We start from the raw sequence: 21,155 nt of genomic DNA on the forward strand, positions 1-21,155 counted from the left end.
CGCCGTCAGTCGATGAGCTCGAGGATCGTGGCGTTGGCCTGTCCGCCGGCCTCGCACATGGCCTGCAGGCCGTAGCGGGTGCCGGTGCGGCGCATGTGGTGGACGAGGTCGGTCATGATCCGCGCGCCCGAGGCGCCGAGCGGGTGGCCGAGGGCGATCGCACCGCCATTGGGGTTGACGCGATCCCAGTCCACCCCGATCTCCTTCATCCAGGCGGCCGGCACCGAGGCGAAGGCCTCATTGACCTCGAACACGCCGATCTCGTCCGCCGACAGCCCGGACTTCTGCAGTGCCTTCTGCGTCGCCGGGATGGGAGCGGTGAGCATGGTGATCGGGTCCGCTCCGCCGAGGGCCGCGGTGTGGACGCGCGCGATCGGGGTGAGGCCGAGCTCGCGCGCCTTGACGTCGGTCATGACGAGGAGGGCGGCTGCGCCGTCGGAGATCTGCGAGGAGTTGCCGGCGGTGACGACGCCGTCCTCCTTGAAGACCGTCTTGAGCTTCCCGAGGGTCTCGAGCGAACCGCCGGGCCGGATGCCCTGATCCGCGGAGAACTCGAACTCCTCGCCTTCCTTGGTCAGGCCGGTGAGCGGGATGATCTGGTCGGCGAAGTCGCCACGCTCGGTCGCGGCCTGCGCGCGGGCATGGGAGTCGAGGGCGAGCTGGTCCATCGCGGCGCGGTCGAAGCCCCAGCGCTCAGCGACGATCTCCGCTCCGATGCCCTGGCTGAACTCCTCCTGGCCGTAGCGCTCGAAGATCTTCGGACCGAAGGGCTTGCCCGGTCCGTTGACCCGGCTGCTGCCCATCGGCACGCGCGTCATCGACTCGACGCCGCCGGCGGCGACGATGTCATAGTGACCGGCCATGACGGAGGCGACTGCGAAGGTGAGCGCCTGCTGCGAGGAGCCGCACGCGCGGTCGACGGTGGTGCCGGGCGTGGTCTCGGGCCAGCCGGCGGCGAGGGCGGACCAACGGGCGACGTTGCCCGCCTGTTCCCCGGCCTGCGATACACAGCCGAAGATCACGTCCTCGACGAGGGCGGGGTCGAGAGAGCTGCGCTCGGCGAGTGCGGAGAGCACGTGGCCGCCGAGCGTAACGGGGTGGATGTCGCGGAGGGCTCCGCCGCGCTTTCCGACGGCGGTGCGGACGGCGTCGACGATGACTGCTTCAGGCATGGGGTTCTCTTCTCGAACTGCGATGTTCCGGATGGATGAGCGGGAGCAGCGGGACTGAACGAGCGATCAGTGCCGCTGTGTCCAGAGTAGCAACGCTCACCGCGGTCCGGTCAGGTGCCCTGCTCATCGTGTGCACATCAGTATTCATACACCCATTGCAAAGATTTTTGTGATTCTCATGTGCTGTGTGCAACAATTTCGCTGGTTCACACCCGTGAATCGCACACGCGTCCATCCGCACGTTCACATCGCTCCGGGATCTCGATGGCGAGCCGCCCCCGCTCTCCGACCCCCGAGGGAACACCCGGCATGAGCGCACCCACCTTCCGCCGGCAGCACGCACCGGCTCGGCGGAGTCAGATCCAGAACAGGACCGGGACGATGAAGAGAATCACACGGGCTCTCGCCTCCATCACCGCTGGCGTCATGCTGCTGTCGGGCTGCGCTCAGCTCGAGCTCAACCAGGAGGTCGACGACTTCCCCGAGTTCACCGCGTGGACGACCTACGGCACGGGCACCTCGACCTACGCCGACCTCGCCGCCGCGGCGAACACGATCTCCACGGAGGAGGACGCGCAGATCCGCATCCTCACGTCCGATACGGCGGTCGGGCGTCTCAGCCCCCTGCGGAACAAGCAGGCCGTGATGTCGCGCACGGGTGACGAGTACATGTTCTCGTTCCACGGAGAAGAGGACTTCACCACCGCCGACTGGGGCCCGCAGGACCTGCGGATCGTCTGGGCGCCCACCGGCCCGCACGCCATGATGACGCGGACGAACACCGGCATCGAGACGCCGATGGATCTCGCGGGGAAGAAGGTGCCGCGGATCACCGCGAACCCCTCGGTCAACAACAAGTTCGACGCGTACCTCGCCTATGCGGGCCTCACCTGGGATGATGTCGTCCCCGTCGAGGTCGCCTACAGCGAGCAGCCCGGCGCGCTCCAGGCCGGGAAGATCGACGTGCTGTTCCAGCAGGTCTACGGGTCCTCGCTCTACGAGCTCGAGAGCGCGGTCGACACCGCCTGGGTGGCGCTCGACCCGGAGGAGACCGAACGCATCGCCGCGCTCCAGGAGGTCGCTCCCGCGGTCGAGGTCGGCCCGTTCGAGGGGGCCGCCGGCCAGGAGGAGGGCCAGACGGACAACGGCTTCATCTACCCGCTGCCGATCGTCGCGTACGAGGAGGTCTCCGATTCGCAGGCGTACTACACGGCCAACGCCTTCCAGGAGCACTACCCGCTGTACAAGGATGCGACGGCGACCACCGAGAACTGGGACATCGAGCACGTGGTCAAGATGCCCACACAGGTCCCCTTCCACGACGGCACCGTGCAGTTCCTCGAGGAGAACGGCGCCTGGACCGAGGAGGCCGAGCAGCGCAATCAGGAGCTCATCGCCTACGGCGAGGAGATGCGCGAGACCTGGCCGGACTTCCTCGAGCAGGCCGACGCCTCCGGGGATCTCAAGCCGCAGTGGATCGAGTGGAAGGACGAGCATCTCGAACCGATCGACTGATCCCGCCTCCGCTCCCCACTCCTCAACCGGGGCCCGCTGCGGCGGCCCGATCGAACGACAGGAACTCCCATGAATCAGAGAATCACCCCGATCTGGAAGGGCGTCATCGTCGTGCTCACCCTGCTCGGCGTGCTGCTGGCGATGAGCCAGGCCTTCTTCTGGAGCCCGTTCGGGCTCACCTTCCTCACGAACTCCTACCTCTACTACACGCTCGCGTTCTTCCTCCCGATCGTGTTCCTCGTGTTCCCGGTCGCGAAGTCGCAGAAGGACCGGCCGATGCCGTTCTACGACGTCGCGCTCGCGGCGCTGACCTTCGTCGTCGCGTTCTACTTCGGCTTCAACGGCGAGAACATCGTCAATCTCGGCTGGGACAAGTCCCTGAGCTACCCGACGATCACCATCATCTTCTCGTTCGTCTTCTGGCTCATCGTCCTCGAGGCGCTGCGGCGCTCTGCCGGCCTCGTCGTCACGCTCATCGCGCTCGTGTTCTCGATCTACCCGATGTTCGCGCTCGCCGTCCCCGTGCCCTTCCTCCAGGGGATCCCGTACCAGCTCGACGACGCAGCCCGCATCCACGTCATGGGCGTCGACTCGATCCTCGGCCTGCCGCTCCAGACCGCGGCCTCGATCCTCATCGGGTTCCTCCTGTTCGGCGTCGCGCTCCAGCACACCGGCGGCGCGACCTTCTTCTACGATCTCGCCCAGTCGGTCTTCGGACGCTATCGCGGAGGCTCGGCCAAGGTGTCGGCGATCTCCTCGGCATTCATGGGCATGATGAGCGGCTCCGCGGTGTCGAACGTCCTCACCACCGGCCCGATGACGATCCCGGCGATGAAGAAGTCCGGGTTCCCCGGACGCTATGCAGCAGGCGTCGAGGCGACCGCCTCGACCGGCGGCACCATCACTCCGCCGATCATGGGCACCGCGGCCTTCCTCATGGTGTCCTTCGTCGGCGTGCCCTACGGTGAGATCGCGCTCGCCGCAGCCATCCCGGCAGTGCTGTACTACTTCGGCATCTTCATCCAGGTCGACGCGTACTCCGCCAAGACCGGCCTGCAGGGCGTCGCCAAGCACCTCCTGCCCAAGGCCGGACGGACCGCACTGCTCGGCTGGCCCTACATCGTGGCGCTCATCGGACTCATCCTCCTGCTCACCGTGCAGAAGAACGAGTCGCAGGCGCCCTACTGGGTCGTCGGCTTCCTCCTCGTGGTCTCGCTCTTCATGAAGGATCACCGGCTCACCCCGAAGTCGTTCTTCGACTTCCTCTTCGCCGGCGGAAAGACCATCGCGGAGATCATCGGCATCATCGCCGGCGTCGGCCTCATCGTCGGCGGCCTGTCGATGACCGGGGTGTCCCTGTCCCTGGCGCGCGAGCTCATCACCCTCGTCGGCGACAACCTCTTCCTCATCCTCATCGCCGGCGCGGTCACCTCGTTCGTCCTCGGCATGGGCATGACCGTGTCCGCGGTGTACGTGTTCCTCGCGATCGTCATGGCCCCGGCGCTCACCGGCATGGGGATCAACCCGATCGCCGCGCACCTGTTCGTCATCTACTGGGCGACTGTCTCCTACATCACCCCGCCGGTCGCGCTCGCCTCCTTCGCGGCGGCGAACATCGCCGGCACCCCACCGATGTCGACCTCGTTCACTGCGATGCGCCTGGGTTCGGTGAAGTACATCATCCCGTTCGCGTTCGTCCTCAACCCCGCACTCGTCGCCCAGGATTCGACGGTGTTCCAGATCATCTACACCTTCGTGTTCGCTCTCATCGGCGTGTTCTTCCTCGGCTGCGCCTTCGAGGGCTGGATGATCGGCGTGGCCCGCCGTCTCACCCTGGTCATGCGGATCGTGCTGTTCGCCGCCGGCCTGGCGACCCTCGCCCCGGAGCTCGTCTCGAGCCTCATCGGCCTCGCGGTCGGCATCCTCGTCATGGTCATCACCCGGTTCTGGAACGCCGGCGGACCCGAGGAGTCCGCGGCGATCGAACGCGAGAAGGCTCAGCAGCAGGAGGCCGAGGACGCCGCCGCGGTCAAGGAGTACGCAGCCGCCCATGCGGGCGGGGAGTCCTCCGACGGAGTCATGGGCCCGACCGCGACCCGCGGCCTCGCCACCGACCTCGACGCCGGAGGGGCGACCGTGCTCCCCGACGATGACCGGGCCGACATCCACCCCGGTGCCTCGGACCGGCAGGGCCACGTCCACGGCGCGGACCCGAGCAGCGCGCGTGCCGACCGGACCCGCGATGCTGCCGGCGCAGGCAGCGGAGAGCGCGACGGCGGCAGGCCGGGCGACGATCGGGACGGCAGCGGTCCCGCGCGCCCGGGCGGCGCCGTCTGACACCCGCCGCTCCCGCGCCTCGGCCCGGGTGAGCCGAAGCCATCACGCTTCCGCTCACCCGGGCCGCGCCCATTCACGGTCCGACTGCACCCTGGTCCGGGACGCGCACCTGACCGGGACGCGCTCCTGATCTGCGCCCGCTCGCCCGGCACGCTCCCGATCTGCGCACCCTCGACCAGCACGCACCCGACCTGCGTACCCTTCACCTGCGACAGATGTCCCGAAGAACCTCGGAATCCGGGACTTCTGCCGCAGGTGAACCGGCGATGGGACTGGCTCCACCGCCCGGGTCCGGTTTCGCCGCTCAGGGCCACACGCCGCCTGGGGCCGCGCGCCACCCAGTGCCCGCTCCACCCCTCGGGACGAGAAGATGTCGATTCCCCCCCCACGGGAGACCGGGGTGCGGTATGGTCGGGTCACGACTTATTGATTGTTCGTTAGGGAGCAGCGAGGCAGTCGAACGAGGATGTCCGTGCCACTCCGCTCCCCGACCGACACCGGGAGACGACCATGCGCTCGACGAACGGCAGAGCAGACATCCTGCGTGCCGCCCGCAACACCTTCGCCCGCAAGGGCTATGACGGAGCCTCGATCCGCGACATCGCACAGGAAGCCGGCCTGAGCCTGTCCGCGCTCTACTACTACTTCCCCTCCAAGCAGGACGCGCTGTTCGAGCTCATCCGCTTCGCGTTCGAGTGGTACGTCGAGCACGCGAACGCCGTCCTCGAGTCCGCCGGTGAGCGCAACCCGGAGAGGGTCGCGCTCCTCGTGCGCTTCATCGTCCGGTACCGCTGCGCGAACACCCTGCTCGGGCGGGTCGTCCTGCGCGACACCGAACGCCTCGACGAGGAGCGCTTCGCCGAGATCCGCTCCCTGCAGCGGCAGTCCCGCGAGCTCCTCGTGGCGGTCCTCCGCGACGGCATGGACAGCGGCGAGTTCCATATCGAGAACCCGGAGCTCGCCGGACGCGCGATCCTCTCGATCTGCAACACCATCCCGCTCTGGTACAAGGACGACGGCCCGCTCGACTCCGCTCAGCTCGAGCGCTCCTACACCGCCTACTGCCTGCGCCTCCTCGGCTACCGGGAGCTCAGCGAGGAGTTCGACCGGCTCCTCGATCTGCCGCTCGAGGAATCGGGCCATTCCGGCTTCCTCGACGACTGACCCCCTCGGTCCGGCGCCGCCCGATCACGGTGCCGGAGGTCTTGCCGTGGTGCCGCGGGAGGGACTACCCTGGCTGTAACTTAACGAGTGTTCGATCGCAGATGATCGCGCACTCGCATCACCCCTTCGACGATCGAGGAATCCCATGCGCCGCACCATCTTCACCGACGAGCACGACGCGTTCCGCTCAATGTGCCGCGATTTCGTGGCCAAGGAACTCGTCCCCGCCTACGAGCAGTTCGAGAAGGACGGGAAGGTGGCCAAGGAGTTCTTCGCGAAGATGGGCGAGCTCGGCCTCACCGGCCTCCAGGTCCCCGAGGAGTACGGCGGCGGCGGACAGACCCACACCTTCAAGTTCAACACCATCCTCAACGAGGAGACCGCCTACGCGGCGACGACGCTCGGCACCCTGCGGGTGCACCAGGACCTCGTCATCCCCTACATCCTCGAGTACGCGAACGAGGAGCAGAAGCAGCGATGGCTGCCGGGCATGGCCGCCGGCACGATCATGACCGCGATCGCGATGACCGAGCCCGGCACCGGATCCGATCTCACCGGCATTCGCACGAAGGCGGAGAAGAAGGGCGACCACTACGTCCTCAACGGCGCCAAGACCTTCATCTCCGGCGGCATCAACGCCGACCGCGTGCTCGTCGTCGCCCGCACCTCGGCCTTCGACGAGAACGACCGCCGCGGCGGTCTCTCGATCCTCGTCGTCGACACCGAGACCCCTGGCTTCGAGAAGGGCCGCAACCTCGAGAAGATCGGCCTCAAGACCCAGGACACCGCGGAGCTGTCCTTCACCGACGTCGAGGTGCCGGTCACGGACCTCTTGGGTGAGGAGGGGAAGGCCTTCGAGTACCTGTCCCACAATCTCGCGCAGGAGCGCATGACGATCGCCGTCAACGCCGTGGCGAGCGCGAAGGCCGCGATCCGGTTCGCCTCCGAGTACGCGCACGAGCGCAAGGTGTTCGGCAGCCCGCTCAAGAGCTTCCAGAACACGAAGTTCGTCCTTGCCGAATGCTCCACCGAGGTCGAGGCCGCGCAGATCATGCTCGACCACGCGATCGAGGCGCTCGACGCGAACGAGCTCAGCCCGGCCGACGCCGCCCGCGTCAAGCTCTTCACCACCGAGGTGCAGGCCCGCGTCGTCGACAAGTGCCTCCAGGTGCACGGCGGCTACGGCTACATCCTCGAGTACCCCATCGCCCGCCTCTACGCCGATGCCCGCGTGACCCGGATCTACGGCGGCACGTCCGAGGTGATGAAGACGATCATCGCCAAGGACATGGGCCTGTCCGAGAAGCGCGCCTGACGCCTCCCGAGGTGCGGGCGGCTGGGTGCCCGCCCGCACCTCGGCCACCGGAACCCCTGCACCGCTCGCGTGCGGACCACGGCGGTCCGGCGCCACCACCGAAGGAGAGACCCCATGAACATCTCAGGACACGCAGCCCTCGTCACCGGCGGCGCCTCCGGCCTCGGCCTGGCAAGCGTCAAGCGGCTCGTCGCCGAGGGCGCGAAGGTCGTCATCGCCGACCTCAACCCGCCGGCCGAGGACGTCGCAGCGGAGCTCGGCGACGCCGTGCGCTTCGTCTCCACGAACGTCTCCGACGAGGCCCAGGTGTCGGCGGCGATGGACGCCGCGGCCGAGCTCGGCGACCTGCGCGCGGTCGTCCACTGCGCCGGCATCGGCGGCCCCATGCGCCTCGTCCAGAAGGACGGCTCCGCCGGGAACCTCGACCACTTCCGGAAGATCATCGACGTCAACCTCATCGGCACGATGATCGTCGCCAGCCAGGCCGGCGTGCGGATGGCGAAGAACGAGGAGATCGACGGCGAGCGCGGCGTCATCATCTTCACCGCCTCGGTCGCGGCCTGGGAGGGCCAGATCGGCCAGGCCGCCTACGCCGCCTCGAAGGGCGGGGTCGTCGGCCTCACCCTGTGCGCCGCGCGCGACTACGCCTCGAAGAAGATCCGCGTCGTCACCATCGCACCGGGAACCGTGGACACCCCGCTGCTCGCGAAGGCCTCCCAGGAGGTCCGCGATTCGCTCGCCGCGATGGTGCCGCCCCCGTCCCGCCTCGCCCGTCCGGACGAGTACGCCCACCTCGCCCTGTCGATCATCGAGAACGCGATGCTCAACGGCGAGACCATCCGCATGGACGGCGCGATCCGCATGGCCCCGCGCTGAGCGGAGCCCGGCCGCACCACCCGGGCGGGCTCCGGTCCGCCGAAGCGCTCCGGAGCCCGCCCTCCCGTCCCGCACCCCGCCCTGGAACAGTCGATGATCGAAGGAGATACGACATGACCGAGAACACCGCACCCGACGCCACCGAAGCCGAGGTCCTCACCGAGGTCCGCGGCCAGGTGCTCGTCATCACCCTCAACCGTCCGAAGGCGAAGAACGCCGCGACCGCCGCGATGGCCGCGCAGATGGCGCAGATCCTCGACGACTTCGACAGCAACGACGAGCTGTTCGTCGCCGTCATCACCGGCGCCGGCAAGACCTTCTGCTCCGGCATGGACCTCAAGGGCTTCGTGCGCGGCGAGCGCCCGTCCGTCGAGGGCCGCGGATTCCTCGCGCTCACCGAGGCGCCCCCGCAGAAGCCGCTCATCGCCGCCGTCGAGGGCTATGCGCTCGCGGGCGGGTTCGAGACCATGCTCGCCTGCGACCTCGTCGTCGCCGCCGACACCGCGAAGTTCGGCATCCCCGAGGTCAAGCGCGGGCTCGCCGCGGCCGCCGGCGGACTCGTCAACCTCCCGCAGCGCACCCACCGCGCGGTCGCGATGGAGATGGCGCTCACCGGCGACATCTACTCCGCGGAGTTCGGTAAGACCAACGGCTTCGTCAACCGGATCGTCGGCGACGGCGAGGCGCTCGACGGCGCCCTCGAGCTCGCACAGACGATCGCGGCCAACGGTCCGCTCGCCGTCAAGGCCTCGAAGCAGGTCATCGTCGAGTCCGCCGACTGGTCCGCCGAGGAGAAGTTCGCCAAGCAGGGCGAGATCGTCAACCCGGTCTTCACCTCCGCCGACGCGAAGGAGGGGGCGACGGCCTTCGCCGAGAAGCGCGCGCCGCAGTGGACCGGCAAGTGACCCCTCGCTGAGGCACGAGCCCTCCTCGCCCCTCCCCGCACACGGCAATTTCCTGCGGTTCCTGAGAAGGAATCCGCAGGAAATTGCTGTTTCACGGGGACGCCGGGTCGAGGCGCCGCACCGGACGCCGCCGAGGTGCCCGCATCTCCCGCTCGACCCGCGCCTCGGCAATGTGATGTTGCGCACGAATGCGCTCGGTCGCGGCCACCCTCGTTTGGCCCGCAACCCCCGGCTTGGCAGTATTCAGACATGACGCGAATCACGTGCCCCGTCCTATCGACCAAGGTCACCTCCGCCGAGGAGGCCGCGAAGCACATCCGCCACGGCATGAACGTGGGCATGAGCGGATTCACCGGCTGCGGGTACCCCAAGGCCGTGCCCGGAGCCCTCGCCGAACGGATGACGGCTGCTCACGCAACAGGCGAGGACTTCACGATCGGACTGCTTACCGGCGCCTCGACCGCGGCGGAGCTCGACGGCGTGCTCGCCGACGCGAAGGGCGTGCACCTCCGCACCCCGTTCAACACCGACCCGTCGATGCGCGCGGCGATCAACTCCGGCGAGGTCGAGTACCTCGACACCCACCTGAGCCACCTCGCCCAGCAGGTGTGGTTCGGCTACTACGGCAACCTCGACGTCGCCGTCGTCGAGGTCGCGGCGATCCTCCCCAACGGCCTGCTCGTCCCCGGGTCCTCGGTGGGCAACAACAAGACGTGGCTCGACCAGGCGGACAAGGTCATCCTCGAGGTCAACGAATGGCACCCGCGCGAGTACGAGGGCTTCCACGACGTCTACTACGGCACCAAGCTGCCTCCGCACCGGAACCCGATCCAGATCCTCGAACCCACCCAGCGGATCGGAGATCCCTACCTGGTCGTCGACCCGGACAAGGTCGTGGCGGTCGTCCGCACGAACGGCCCGGATCGCGACAACTCCTTCGCTCCCGTCGACGACAAGTCCCGTGCGATGGCCGAGTACCTCATCGATTTCCTCCGCCACGAGGTCAAGGCCGGGCGCATGCCGAAGAACCTGCTCCCGCTCCAGTCGGGCATCGGCAATGTCGCCAACGCCGTGCTCGAGGGCCTGCGCGATTCCGAGTTCGAGCACATGCACTCGTACACCGAGGTCATCCAGGACAATCTGCTCGGCCTGCTCGACTCCGGCAAGCTCGACTCGATCTCGGCCACCGCGTTCAGCCTGTCACGGCCCGTGGCCGAGCACTTCAACGCGAACGCCGAGTCCTACAAGGGCCGCATCCTGCTCCGCACCCAGGAGATGTCGAACCATCCGGAGATCGTGCGCCGGCTCGGCATCATCGCGATCAACGGGATGGTCGAGGCCGACATCTACGGGCACGTCAACTCGACCCACGCCTCGGGTTCGAAGATGATCAACGGGATCGGCGGCTCCGGGGACTTCGCCCGCAACGCCTTCCTCAACTTCTTCGTGTCCCCCTCGACCGCGAAGGACGGCACGATCTCCTCGATCGTGCCGATGGCCTCGCACGTCGATCACACCGAGCACGACGTCCATGTCCTCGTCACCGAGCAGGGCATCGCCGACCTTCGCGGGACCTCGCCGGTCACGCGTGCCAAGCGAGTCATCGACAACTGCGCCCACCCGGACTTCCGCGACCGGCTGCACGACTACCTCGACCGGGCGATCGCCGCCTCGCCGCAGGCCGCGCACACCCCGCACATCCTGTCCGAGGCGCTGAGCTGGCACATCCGCCTCGCCGAAGAGGGCCATATGTGAGACCGCTCCCGCGCGGTCGACCGCGCGGGAGCCGGCGTCCCGGCGCACCCCGCTGAAACAGCAAATTCCTGCGGTTCCGTTCTCAGGAACCGCAGGAAATTGCTGTTTCAGGGGTGGGGCGAGGTAGGGATCAGCTCGGACGGTGCGGGAGCATGACCTCTTCGAAGTAGCGCTCGCCGAACGGCACGAGGAACTCCTCATCGCCCATCGGGTACCACTCGTCGTAGTCGGAGAAGGTGCCCTCGTCCTCGTAGCCGAGCTCCTCGGCGACCCCGCGCCAGCGGTCGACGGCCTCCGGGATCGACTCGGTCGAGCCCTCGGGCAGGGTGCCGGCCTCGATGGCCTCGTCGACGAGCCCCTGCGAGGAGTTCTTCAGCTCGTTCTGCAGACCGGACTCCATCTCCTCGAAGGTGCCGCCGGCCTCGCGCACGGTCTCTGCACCGACGTAGTTCGCCTCGAGGTCGCCGCGGCGGGACTCGTTGAACTCGTCCTCCATCGAGTCGAACACGAGCTGCTGGACCGCGAGCGGCCACTCCTGCCAGGCGCTGCCCGCGTACACGCCGCCCGGGCCCCGCGCGAAGGTGACGTCGGTGGTGTAGGTCATATTCGGCGCGACCTCCATGAAGCCCGCGGCGTCGGCGGCCAGCGTGGTCGACAGGGTGCAGTCGACGGTGCCGCGCTGCAGCGCCTCGTAGGTCTCGGTGTACTGGAGGGAGACGGGCGAGGCGTTGAGCGCCTCGAGCTGTGCGGTCTGGGCGACCGAGGACGCGCGCACCTGGTTGCCGTTCCAGTCCTCGGCGGTGGTGTGCGGGTCCGCGCACATCGTCACGACGGCGCCGGCGGCGTTGAAGATGTTGAGCGGCTCGATCCCCTGATCGCGGAACTCGCTGATGAGATTCTCGTCCTGCCAGGTGAGCTCACCGATCGCAGCGTTCGCGGCGATCTCGTCGACGAGCGGCGAGGTGCCGGTGAGGGTGGTGCCGGTGACCCACGACTGGAAGACGGGGAACTGGTCGGGCTGGTAGATCGGGAGCATGTAGGCGACGTCCACGCGACCGTCGACGAGCGCGTCGGCGAGCTCGGTGTAGCCGGCGATGCCCTGGCCATAGGTCGTCTCGACGGTGATCTTGCCGTCGGAGAGCGTCTCGAGGTTCTCGATGAAGGCATGGGCGCGGTGGGCGTCGAGGCCCTCGCCGGACTGTGCGGAGGGCTGGTACTGGATGGTGATCGGCTCGACGTCGGCGAACGCGGCCTTGATCTCCTCGTCCGAGGCGCCGTACTCGTATCCTTCGCCCGAGCCGCCCTCGCCTCCTCCGCCTCCGGAGCCGGCCGAGCCGGCGCAGCCGCTGAGGGCGATTCCCAGGGCCGAGGCCCCGGCGACGAGTCCGATCATCCGTGAACGCTGCGTGCGTGCTGTCATGCGATCTCCTGGTGTCCCGGTGCCGGACCGCTCCGTCCGCCACCACCGGTGCCCGGTCAGCGGTGCCGGACCCCCGTTGAATCCGGCGCCGTCGCGGCAGGGAGCGCGACCTCGGGCGTGAGTTCAGTATGAACGTTCGATAAGTAGCCCGTCAAGGGTGTCTCAGGCCCTGATCTCCGGGGTCTCGACCGGCGTCCACGACCGTCGGACCGCACGCGGCTCAGCCCCACCCGCAGCACTGATCCTCCGCTCCGCTACCATCGGGATTGAGCGCCCGTGACCGCGGTCACCTCCCCCGGAGTCCGGCCGCGACAGCCACTGCGGGCCTCGGACCTGAGCACAGAAGAAGGACACCGCCATGTCGCACTATTTCCCGCCGGGAATGCCCCGCCACCTCGACTACCCGACTGCGGCCGTCCCCGAAGTGCTCATCGCCGCCGCGGACACCTACGGGGACCGCACCGCCGTCGTCGACGGGGAGGAGACCCTGGGCTACGACGCTATGCTCGCCGGCGCCCGCTCCGTCGCCGCCGACCTCGCCGCCCACGGGATCGGACCCGGCAGCGTCGTCGGCCTCCACATGCCGAACATCCTCCACTACTTCACCGCGTATTACGGGGCGCTGCTCACCGGAGCGGCCGTCACCCTCGTCAACCCACTCCAGCCCGCACCGGCGCTGGCCAAGCAGCTCGCCGATGCCGGGGCGCAGGCCCTCATCACCCACCCGGCCCATCTGCGTCCGGTCACCGAGGTCGCCGAGGAGCTCGGACTCGCCCGCGTCCTCGTCACCGCACCGTCGTGGTCGGCCGATGCCGACGAGAAGCAGCTCGCCCTCGCCGCCGAGGTCACCGGGACGGGACCGTACGCCTCCTTTGCCGAGGTGCTCGCCGCGCCCGCGCCGGACTTCGAGCCCGTCCTCGCCGACCGGGACGCGGTCGCGCACTACGCCTACACCGGCGGCACCACCGGCAAGTCCAAGGGCGTGCGCGTCCTCCACCGCAACGTGCTCGACAACATCACGCAGATGGCGGCGTGGCGCCTCCATTCGACGATCGACCGGGACGAGGACGGGATCCTGCGCCTCACCCACATCGAGAGCCTCGGCACCCCGTACGTCGTGCCGGGAGAGGCCGCGACCATCCAGGTCCCGCCGCTGTTCCACGCCCAGGGCCTGACGAGCGGGGGCATGTTCATCCTCGGCGGCGTGACGATCGTGCTGGCGGGGCGGTTCAAGCCGCAGACCTTCGTCGAGCTGACGAACCGCTGGCAGGCGGCCTACGCCTCGGGCAAACCGCCGATGTACCTCNGTTCAAGCCGCAGACCTTCGTCGAGCTGACGAACCGCTGGCAGGCGGCCTACGCCTCGGGCACCCCGCCGATGTACCTCGCGCTCGCCGCCCACTGCCGCGCGACCGGCGACTCCATGCCGAGCATGAAGCTCGCGATCTCCGGTGCCGCTCCGCTCGATTCGACCGCGGTGAGCCGGATCGCCGAGGCGATGCCCAACGCGGTCATCGGCGAGGGCTACGGCCTCACCGAGGGCACGTGCATGGTGACCTCGACCCCGGTGCAGCCGGGCACCACGCAGAAGATCGGCTCCGTGGGGATCCCGGTGTGCGACACCGAGGTGGAGATCCGCAGCACCACCGGCACCGAGGTCCTCCCCGACGGGCGGGAGGGCGAGCTCTGGGTCCGCGGCCCGCAGGTCACCGACGGCTACAGCAACGCCCCCGAGCAGACCGCCGCGCAGTTCGTCGACGGCTGGCTGCGCACCGGCGACATCGCCTCGCGCGATGACGAGGGCTTCATCCGGATCCACGATCGCGCCAAGGACATGCTCATCTACAAGGGCTACAACGTCTATCCGCGCGAGCTCGAGGACATCGCCGCCGGACACCCCGGCGTCGCCCGGATCGCCGTGGTCGGCCGCCCGGCCGACGAGGCCGGGGAGATCCCCGTCGCCTTCGTCGAGCCCGCCTCCGCCGATCTCACGCCCGAGGAGCTCATGTCCTGGGTCGCCGAACGCGTGCTGCCCTACCAGAAGATCCGCGAAGTCCACATCGTCGACGAGCTGCCGACCTCGGCCGCAGGGAAGATCCTCAAGACGGAGCTCCGCGAACAGCTCGGCTGAGCACGGAGCCGCCGTGCGACGCGGCCCGGGTCCTGCCGCCCGAGCGCCCGCCCCTCGCCCCGCGTCCGCGATGCGCCCTAGACTGGTGGCATGAGTGAACCGACAGTCTCCGTGACCGAGATCCCCGAGGGCGCGAACATCCTCGACGTGCGCGAGGACGACGAGTGGAACGCCGGGCACATCGCCGGCGCCCAGCACATCCCGCTCGGCGATCTGCCCGTCCGCTACGGCGAGGTCCCCCTCGACGAGGACGTCTACGTCATCTGCCGCTCCGGCGGCCGGTCGGTCCGCGCGACCACCTGGCTCAACCAGAACGGCTTCGACGCGATCAACGTCGGCGGCGGGATGGGCGCGTGGAACCTCGACAACGGGATGCCCATCGTCTCCGAGACCGGCGAGGAGCCCTGGGTCAAGTGAGCCTGCGGATCCCGGCCGTCCCATGACCGCCGACCGCATGGCGAGATTTTCCCGGCTCGACTACTCCACCCCGGCATGACTTCGGCATAGTGGGACCATGACCTCACGCGCAGGCCTCCCCGCCGAAGAATCCGACCTCGTCAACCTCCCCGAGCTCCTCGACGCCTACCACGACGTCGCGCCGGACCCAGCGAACCCCGACCAGCGCGTGACCTTCGGCACCTCGGGACACCGCGGATCGAGCCTCAAGGGGTCGTTCAACGAGGCCCACATAGCCGCGATCACCGCCGCGATCATCGAGTACCGCGCGCAGCAGGGCTACACCGGCCCGCTCTACCTCGCGCGGGACACCCATGCGCTGAGCGAGCCGGCCTTCCTCACCACCCTCGAAGTGCTCGCCGCCGCCGAGGTGCCGACGATGATCGACGACCGCGACGGCTACACCCCCACCCCGGTGCTCTCGCGGGCGATCATCAAGCACAATGCGAACCGCGGCAGCGCGCAGGGACTGGCCGACGGCATCGTCATCACCCCGAGCCACAACCCGCCCGCCGACGGGGGCTTCAAGTACAACCCGCCCCACGGCGGACCGGCGGACTCCGACGCCACCGGCTGGATCGAGGACCGTGCGAACGCGCTCCTCGAAGCCGGCTGGGAGTCCATCGCCCGGCGCCCGTTCCAGCGCGCGTTCCACCTCGAGAACACGACGAACTTCGACTACACCGCGAGCTACGTCGAGGACCTCGGCCTCGTCATCGACATCCCCGCGATCCGCGACTGCGGTCTCCACATCGGAGCGGACCCGCTGGGCGGGGCGAGCGTCGACTACTGGGCCGCGATCGCCGAGCAGCTCGACCTCAACATCGAAGTCGTCAACCCCGACGTCGACCCCACCTGGGCATTCATGACCCTCGACTGGGACGAGAAGATCCGGATGGACTGCTCCTCGCCGTCCGCGATGGCCTCCCTCATCGCCAACCGCGACAGCTACGACATCGCCACCGGCAACGACGCCGATGCCGACCGCCACGGCATCGTCACCCCCGACGCGGGCCTGATGAACCCCAACCACTACCTCGCCGTCGCCATCGACTACCTGTTCTCCCACCGCGAGCAGTGGGGCCCGGACACCGCGGTGGGCAAGACGCTCGTCTCGTCCTCGCTCATCGACAAGGTCGCCGCCGCGCGCGGCCGCCGCCTGCTCGAGGTGCCGGTGGGCTTCAAGTGGTTCGTCCCCGGCCTCATGGACGGCACCGTCGGGTTCGGCGGCGAGGAGTCCGCCGGCGCCTCGTTCCTCACCCGCGACGGCTCCACGTGGACCACGGACAAGGACGGCATCCTCCTGTGCCTCCTCGCCGCGGAGATCGCCGCGGTCACCGGTCGCACCCCCTCGCAGCGGTTCGACGAGCTGACCGCCGAGTTCGGCAGCAGCGCCTACGCCCGCATCGACGCTCCCGCCACCCGCGAGCAGAAGGCCGCGCTCAAGAAGCTCAGCCCGGCCCAGGTCACCGCCGACACCCTCGCCGGCGAGGCGATCACCGCGAAGCTCACCGAGGCGCCCGGCAACGGGGCGGCGATCGGCGGCCTCAAGGTCACCACCGAGAGCGCCTGGTTCGCCGCCCGCCCGTCCGGCACCGAGGACGTGTACAAGATCTACGCCGAGTCGTTCCGGGGCGAGGACCATCTCGCCCAGGTGCAGCAGGAGGCGAAGGCTGTCGTCGACGCGGTGATCGGCAGCTGATCCGCCCGCTGAGCGCACCGGGCCCACACACCCCTGACGACCCGGTGCGCACCCGGGCGCATCGCCTGCCCGGTCCCCGCTCCCACTGGCTAGACTGACCGGGTGCTGCGCAACTACCGCGAGATCTTCGCTCTGCCCGGGGCGCTCAAGTTCTCACTCGCCGGGCTGCTCGCCAGGCTGCCCATCGCCGTGCTCGGCCTGGGCATCCTTCTCTTCATCCAGGGTACGAGCGGCTCGTACGCGATCGCCGGGATCGTCACCGCGACCTTCATGGTCGTCCAGGCGATCACCAATCCGCTCATCGCCCGCCTGGTGGATCGCCACGGGCAGGCGAGGGTCATGGCCCCCGTCGTCGTCATCCATGTCCTCGCGCTCACCGGCCTCCTCGTCACCGTCTACTCCGGGTGGTGGTCCGGACTCATCTTCGTGTTCGCCGCCCTCTCCGGCGGCACGGTCGGCTCCCTCGGCTCCCTCGTCCGTGCGCGCTGGAACGCCGCAGTGCGCACACCCCGTCAGCTCGACACCGCCTTCAGCTGGGAGGCCGTCGCGGACGAGATCCTCTTCGTCACCGGCCCCGTCCTCGTCACCGCCCTCGCCACCGCGGTCCTCCCGCCGGCCGGCATCCTCGCCTCGATGGCCGCGACGATCATCGGCTCGCTGCTCTTCTACACCCAGAAGTCCACCGAGCCGCCGATCATCCGGAGCACCGGCGCCGACACCGGCAAGGTCCTCACCAACCTCGGCATCTTCGTCGTCGTCATCGCCCAGGTGCTCCTCGGCGTGAACTTCGGGGCGATCGACGTCATCGCCGTCGCCTTCGCCGAGGAGCAGGGCCACAAGGCGCTCGCCGGCGTCGTGCTCAGCACCTTCGCCGCCGGGTCGCTCCTCGCCGGCGTGATCTACGGCGGGGTGACCTGGAAGTCGTCCGCGCACCAGCGGTTCGCGGTGATGATCGCAGCCCTCGCAGCCGCCATCTGGCTCCTCATGCTCGCGACCGACATGCTCCGCTTCGGGGTCATCATGTTCGCCATCGGACTCACCATCGCTCCGAGCCTCATCGCCGCGTCCTCCGTGGTCAAGGATCTCGCCCCGCCGCGGCGGCTGACCGAGGCACTCGCGTGGATCAGCACCTCGCTGGGCTTCGGGGTCGCGATCGGCTCCGCGCTCGCGGGCATCATCATCGACGCCGCCGGCGCCCGCACCGCCGTGCTCGTGCCCGCAGTGAGCGCGACCATTGCCGCGGTCGTCGTCGCGCTGTGCTTCCGGTCGATGGATCCGGCAGTGCGCGGTCACGCGGCACGGGCCGACCGGACCGTGCTCGACACCGGGGACTGAGCCGGACGGCGGTGGGCCGCTGCCCGCCTGTACGACCCCGGCCCCCGGGAGTCCGTCGGGGTGCGGATGCCCCTCCCCCGCCGGGCCGTGCTCAGACCGACTTCAGGGGGGTCGCACCCTCCTCGCTCCGGAGCCGGGGAGCACCGACCGTGGGGGCGAACGATCGGGTCTCCGCGTCGCATTCAGGTCCCCCGACGTCGCATGCGCTTCGCGGACGGCCGAACCTGCTCGACACGCAGGAATCCGCGTGACCGGGATCGTGATGACGACGCATTACCGGTCGGTTATGCTGTTCTCACCGTGGCGGTCAGGCTGGAAAAGTGTCGGGCTGTCACGGCTTTCACATTCCGGGTTCGCACCCTGATCCCATCGTCGGCATTCTGATCCGGCGACCCCCGCATTCGGCTTCCCTGTGCGGATTCGCTGACCTTCGCCGCGGCGCCTACCGGTGACCTCCGCCGCCGCGCCTACCGGTGACCTCCGCCGCGGCGCCCAGTACGGTGGGGGCATGCGCATCCTCCTCGCCTGCGACAAGTTCAAGGGCACACTCACCGCCCCCGAGGTCCACGCCGCCCTCACTCCTGCTCTCACCGCTGCTGGCCATACGGTGACCGCCGTGCCGATCGCCGACGGCGGGGACGGCACCGTCGCCGCCGCCGTATCCGCCGGCTTCACCGAGCGCACCGCGCAGGTCTCCGGACCGCTCGGCACCCCGGTGACCGCACGGTGGGCCGAGCGCTCCGGCACCGCGGTCATCGAGATGGCCGAGGCGAGCGGCCTCGCCCTCATCGACCCCGACGCCGAGTCCGCGCTGGCCGCCTCCTCATCCGGCACCGGGGAGCTCATCGCCGCGGCCCTCGACGCGGGCTGCACGGAGATCGTCCTCGGGGTGGGCGGCTCGGCCACGAGCGACGGCGGCGCGGGGATGCTCAGCGCGCTCGGCATCCGGTTCCTCGACGCGGCCGGTGACCCGATCCCGCCCGGCGGTCAGGGCCTCGAAAGGCTCGACGAGGTCGACACCGCGGGCCTCCATCCGGTCCTCCGCGACGGCGGTGCGCACATCATCCTCGCCTCGGACGTCGAGAACCCGCTCACCGGCCCGGACGGGGCCGCAGCGGTCTACGGCCCGCAGAAGGGGGCCGGGCCCGCCGAGGTCGAGCGCCTCGACCGGGCGCTCGCGCACTTCGCCTCCCTCGTCCCCGACGGCGAGCACCACGCCGGCCGCGCCGGAGCCGGTGCCGCGGGCGGCATGGGCTTCGGCGCGTTCGCGCTCCTCGGGGCCGCCTCGGTGCCCGGGGCGGACTACGTTCTCGACCTCGTGGGGTTCACCCGAGCGGTCGACGAGGCCGACGCAGTGGTCACCGGCGAGGGCCGCTTCGACGAGCAGACCCTGTCCGGCAAGGGGCCGGGAGCGGTGATCGCCGCGGCACGCGATCGCAGCCTGCCCGTCCACGTCGTGTGCGGATCGAGCGAGATCGCCGAGGAGCGGATCGCGGACCTCGGGATCGCCGGCGTCCATCGCATGACCGATGTCGCCGACCTCGATTCCTGCCTCTCCGAACCGGCCGGCGTGCTCGAACTCCTCGCTCCGCGCCTCGCCGAGGGCATGCGCTGATCACCCCGCCCGGAGCAGCGGCGTCGGTCCCGCGTGCGGGAGCGGGTTCTGCGTACGGATGCCGGCGACGCGGGTAGGAGCCGTTGCGCGTGCAGTTCGCGGCGGCAGCACGGCTCACCTGCGACAGATGTCCCGGATTCTCTCTGAATCCGGGACATCTGTCGCATGCGAAGGCCGCCGTCGCGCGCCGACGGGACATCTGTCGCAGGTGAAGGTCGGGGGACGCGCTCGACCGGGAAGTGGTCGGCGAGACGCGCACTTCAGACCCAGTCTCAGCGGCGGGGTTCGCCCTCGGTGCCGGGCAGACCCTTGTTCTTGCGGGCGAGGAGCAGCACGACCATGACGACGACGGCGAGGGCGCCGACGCCGAGCAGGACGATCATCGGCGTGGACATGCCGCTCGAGGTCGCCTCGGCGTCGCCCTCCTCGAGGGATCCGCGCTGCTCGCCGCCGAGCTGGGGCTCCTCGTCGACCGCGCCGGCACCGAGCTGCGGGCCGTCCCCTTCAGCGCCCTCAGCACCCTCGGAGGCCTCGCCCTCGGTCGCGGCCTCGCCGCCGGCACCGCTGCCGTCGGTGATGGTGAAGGGGATCTCGCCGCTGATGGGGTGGCCGTCGGAGGACACGACCCGCCACACGACGGTGTACTCGCCGGCGGACAGATCCGCCGGCAGGGCGGAGCTCACCGTGGTGCCGTCGACCGTGAGCTCACCGGCGGAGACGTTCTCGCCCTCGTACATCACCTGGACCTCGGAGCCCATCTCCTGGACCTCGCCGCTGAACTCGAGCTCGATCCACTCGGGCTGCGAGTCGAGCTCCGCTCCGGACTCGGGGGTCGAGGACACGAGCTGGTCATGGGCGGTGGCGGCCGGGGCGAACACGAGGCCGAGGCCGACGAAGAATGCCGCCACGAGGGCGAAGAGGGACATGCGAGAGCTGCGGACGGTCACGGAGGCTCCAATCGATTGACTGCTCGCGCCCATTATCCCGCAGAAGCCCGGCGCGGGTACACATCCGACGCGCAAGGACCGCCGGGTTCCGTCAGCCGCGCAGACGCGAACGCATTTCGTCGACGATGCCGGGGACAGCCGCCTCGACCTGGTCGAGCGTGGTGAAGAAACCGTCCTGGTCGCCGTACCAGGGGTCCGCGACGTCGAGGTCGGTGCCGGTGAGCCCGTCGGCCGCGGGATCGTAGGAGCGGAACATCCGGATCTCCGGTCGGCGCTCCTCGGGCAGCCGGGAGACGAGCCGCTCGAGCGCCTCCCGGTGCCGCTGCGTCATCGCGATCGCGAGATCGCGCTCGGCGAGCCATTCGCCGGTGACCTGCCGCGCGGAATGATCCGCGGCGTCGTACCCGGCCCCGGTGAGGACGTGCACCGCGCGGGGGTCGACGGGGTTTCCCGCCTCCTCGTCGCTGATCCCCCCCGGAATCGACGAGGACGTCATCGATGCCGTCCTCGG

Annotated in this window: 17 protein-coding genes; 13 read left to right on the plus strand and 4 right to left on the minus strand. The window is 69.4% G+C overall.

The window, feature by feature from the left end:
- Positions 1-5: 5 nt before the first annotated feature.
- Positions 6-1,172 carry a thiolase family protein gene (locus tag C1A17_RS08980; RefSeq protein WP_101652680.1) on the minus strand — a complete coding sequence of 389 codons (1,167 nt, stop codon included), beginning with the start codon at positions 1,170-1,172 and terminating at the stop codon, positions 6-8.
- A 381-nt stretch (positions 1,173-1,553) separates the two neighbouring features.
- On the opposite strand from C1A17_RS08980, the gene C1A17_RS08985 reads away from it, so the two are divergent.
- The 7 genes from C1A17_RS08985 (at position 1,554) to scpC (ending at position 11,039) form a co-directional block, all read left to right on the plus strand.
- Entirely contained in the window at positions 1,554-2,687 is a 1,134-nt protein-coding gene (locus tag C1A17_RS08985) for a TAXI family TRAP transporter solute-binding subunit (RefSeq protein ID WP_180953265.1), read from the plus strand.
- 69 nt (positions 2,688-2,756) lie between these two features.
- Positions 2,757-5,024: a TRAP transporter permease gene (locus C1A17_RS08990; RefSeq protein WP_101652682.1), complete on the plus strand. Its 2,268-nt coding sequence runs from the start codon at positions 2,757-2,759 to the stop codon at positions 5,022-5,024.
- A gap of 510 nt (positions 5,025-5,534) precedes the next feature.
- Positions 5,535-6,188, plus strand: coding sequence for a TetR-type transcription factor C-terminal domain-containing protein (locus C1A17_RS08995; RefSeq protein ID WP_101652683.1), 654 nt, complete (start codon positions 5,535-5,537; stop codon positions 6,186-6,188).
- A gap of 145 nt (positions 6,189-6,333) precedes the next feature.
- A complete protein-coding gene (locus tag C1A17_RS09000; protein WP_101652684.1) occupies positions 6,334-7,503 on the plus strand; it encodes an acyl-CoA dehydrogenase family protein in 1,170 nt (389 codons plus the stop codon).
- A gap of 114 nt (positions 7,504-7,617) precedes the next feature.
- On the plus strand, positions 7,618-8,379 hold the full coding sequence (locus C1A17_RS09005) for an SDR family NAD(P)-dependent oxidoreductase (protein WP_101652685.1): 762 nt from the start codon (positions 7,618-7,620) through the stop codon (positions 8,377-8,379).
- Positions 8,380-8,492: 113 nt separating this feature from the next.
- Complete coding sequence (locus C1A17_RS09010; protein WP_101652686.1) at positions 8,493-9,284, plus strand: crotonase/enoyl-CoA hydratase family protein; 792 nt, start codon at positions 8,493-8,495, stop codon at positions 9,282-9,284.
- A gap of 249 nt (positions 9,285-9,533) precedes the next feature.
- On the plus strand, positions 9,534-11,039 hold the full coding sequence (scpC, locus tag C1A17_RS09015) for a succinyl-CoA:acetate CoA-transferase ScpC (RefSeq protein ID WP_101652687.1): 1,506 nt from the start codon (positions 9,534-9,536) through the stop codon (positions 11,037-11,039).
- Between the two features lie 130 nt (positions 11,040-11,169).
- On the opposite strand, the gene dctP is transcribed toward scpC, so the two are convergent.
- Positions 11,170-12,459: a TRAP transporter substrate-binding protein DctP gene (gene dctP, locus C1A17_RS09020; RefSeq protein ID WP_101652688.1), complete on the minus strand. Its 1,290-nt coding sequence runs from the start codon at positions 12,457-12,459 to the stop codon at positions 11,170-11,172.
- Positions 12,460-12,841: 382 nt separating this feature from the next.
- On the opposite strand from dctP, the gene C1A17_RS14555 reads away from it, so the two are divergent.
- From C1A17_RS14555 to C1A17_RS09045, 6 genes are all read left to right on the plus strand, one after another.
- Positions 12,842-13,795, plus strand: coding sequence for an AMP-binding protein (locus C1A17_RS14555; protein ID WP_425427318.1), 954 nt, complete (start codon positions 12,842-12,844; stop codon positions 13,793-13,795).
- Positions 13,723-14,589 carry a class I adenylate-forming enzyme family protein gene (locus C1A17_RS14710; RefSeq protein WP_281258723.1) on the plus strand — a complete coding sequence of 289 codons (867 nt, stop codon included), beginning with the start codon at positions 13,723-13,725 and terminating at the stop codon, positions 14,587-14,589. The genes C1A17_RS14555 and C1A17_RS14710 overlap by 73 nt, the downstream gene beginning before the upstream one ends.
- 90 nt (positions 14,590-14,679) lie before the next feature.
- A complete protein-coding gene (locus tag C1A17_RS09030) occupies positions 14,680-15,006 on the plus strand; it encodes a rhodanese-like domain-containing protein (RefSeq protein WP_101652689.1) in 327 nt (108 codons plus the stop codon).
- Positions 15,007-15,103: 97 nt separating this feature from the next.
- Positions 15,104-16,747 (plus strand): phosphoglucomutase (alpha-D-glucose-1,6-bisphosphate-dependent), encoded by a 1,644-nt coding sequence (pgm, locus tag C1A17_RS09035; protein ID WP_101652690.1) that lies wholly within the window; start codon positions 15,104-15,106, stop codon positions 16,745-16,747.
- Positions 16,748-16,849: 102 nt separating this feature from the next.
- Positions 16,850-18,082 (plus strand): MFS transporter, encoded by a 1,233-nt coding sequence (locus C1A17_RS09040; RefSeq protein ID WP_101652691.1) that lies wholly within the window; start codon positions 16,850-16,852, stop codon positions 18,080-18,082.
- 508 nt (positions 18,083-18,590) lie between these two features.
- Positions 18,591-19,697 carry a glycerate kinase gene (locus C1A17_RS09045; RefSeq protein WP_101652692.1) on the plus strand — a complete coding sequence of 369 codons (1,107 nt, stop codon included), beginning with the start codon at positions 18,591-18,593 and terminating at the stop codon, positions 19,695-19,697.
- A 272-nt stretch (positions 19,698-19,969) separates the two neighbouring features.
- Here C1A17_RS09045 and C1A17_RS09050 read toward each other — a convergent pair whose 3' ends face one another.
- Together C1A17_RS09050 and C1A17_RS09055 are read right to left on the minus strand one after the other, a co-directional pair.
- Positions 19,970-20,623: a copper resistance CopC family protein gene (locus tag C1A17_RS09050; protein ID WP_101652693.1), complete on the minus strand. Its 654-nt coding sequence runs from the start codon at positions 20,621-20,623 to the stop codon at positions 19,970-19,972.
- 112 nt (positions 20,624-20,735) lie between these two features.
- Positions 20,736-21,140, minus strand: coding sequence for an arsenate reductase/protein-tyrosine-phosphatase family protein (locus tag C1A17_RS09055; RefSeq protein ID WP_342750308.1), 405 nt, complete (start codon positions 21,138-21,140; stop codon positions 20,736-20,738).
- Between the last annotated feature and the right edge of the window lie 15 nt (positions 21,141-21,155).

The organism is Brevibacterium ihuae, assembly GCF_900184225.1.
In the GTDB taxonomy this organism is placed as follows: domain Bacteria; phylum Actinomycetota; class Actinomycetes; order Actinomycetales; family Brevibacteriaceae; genus Brevibacterium; species Brevibacterium ihuae.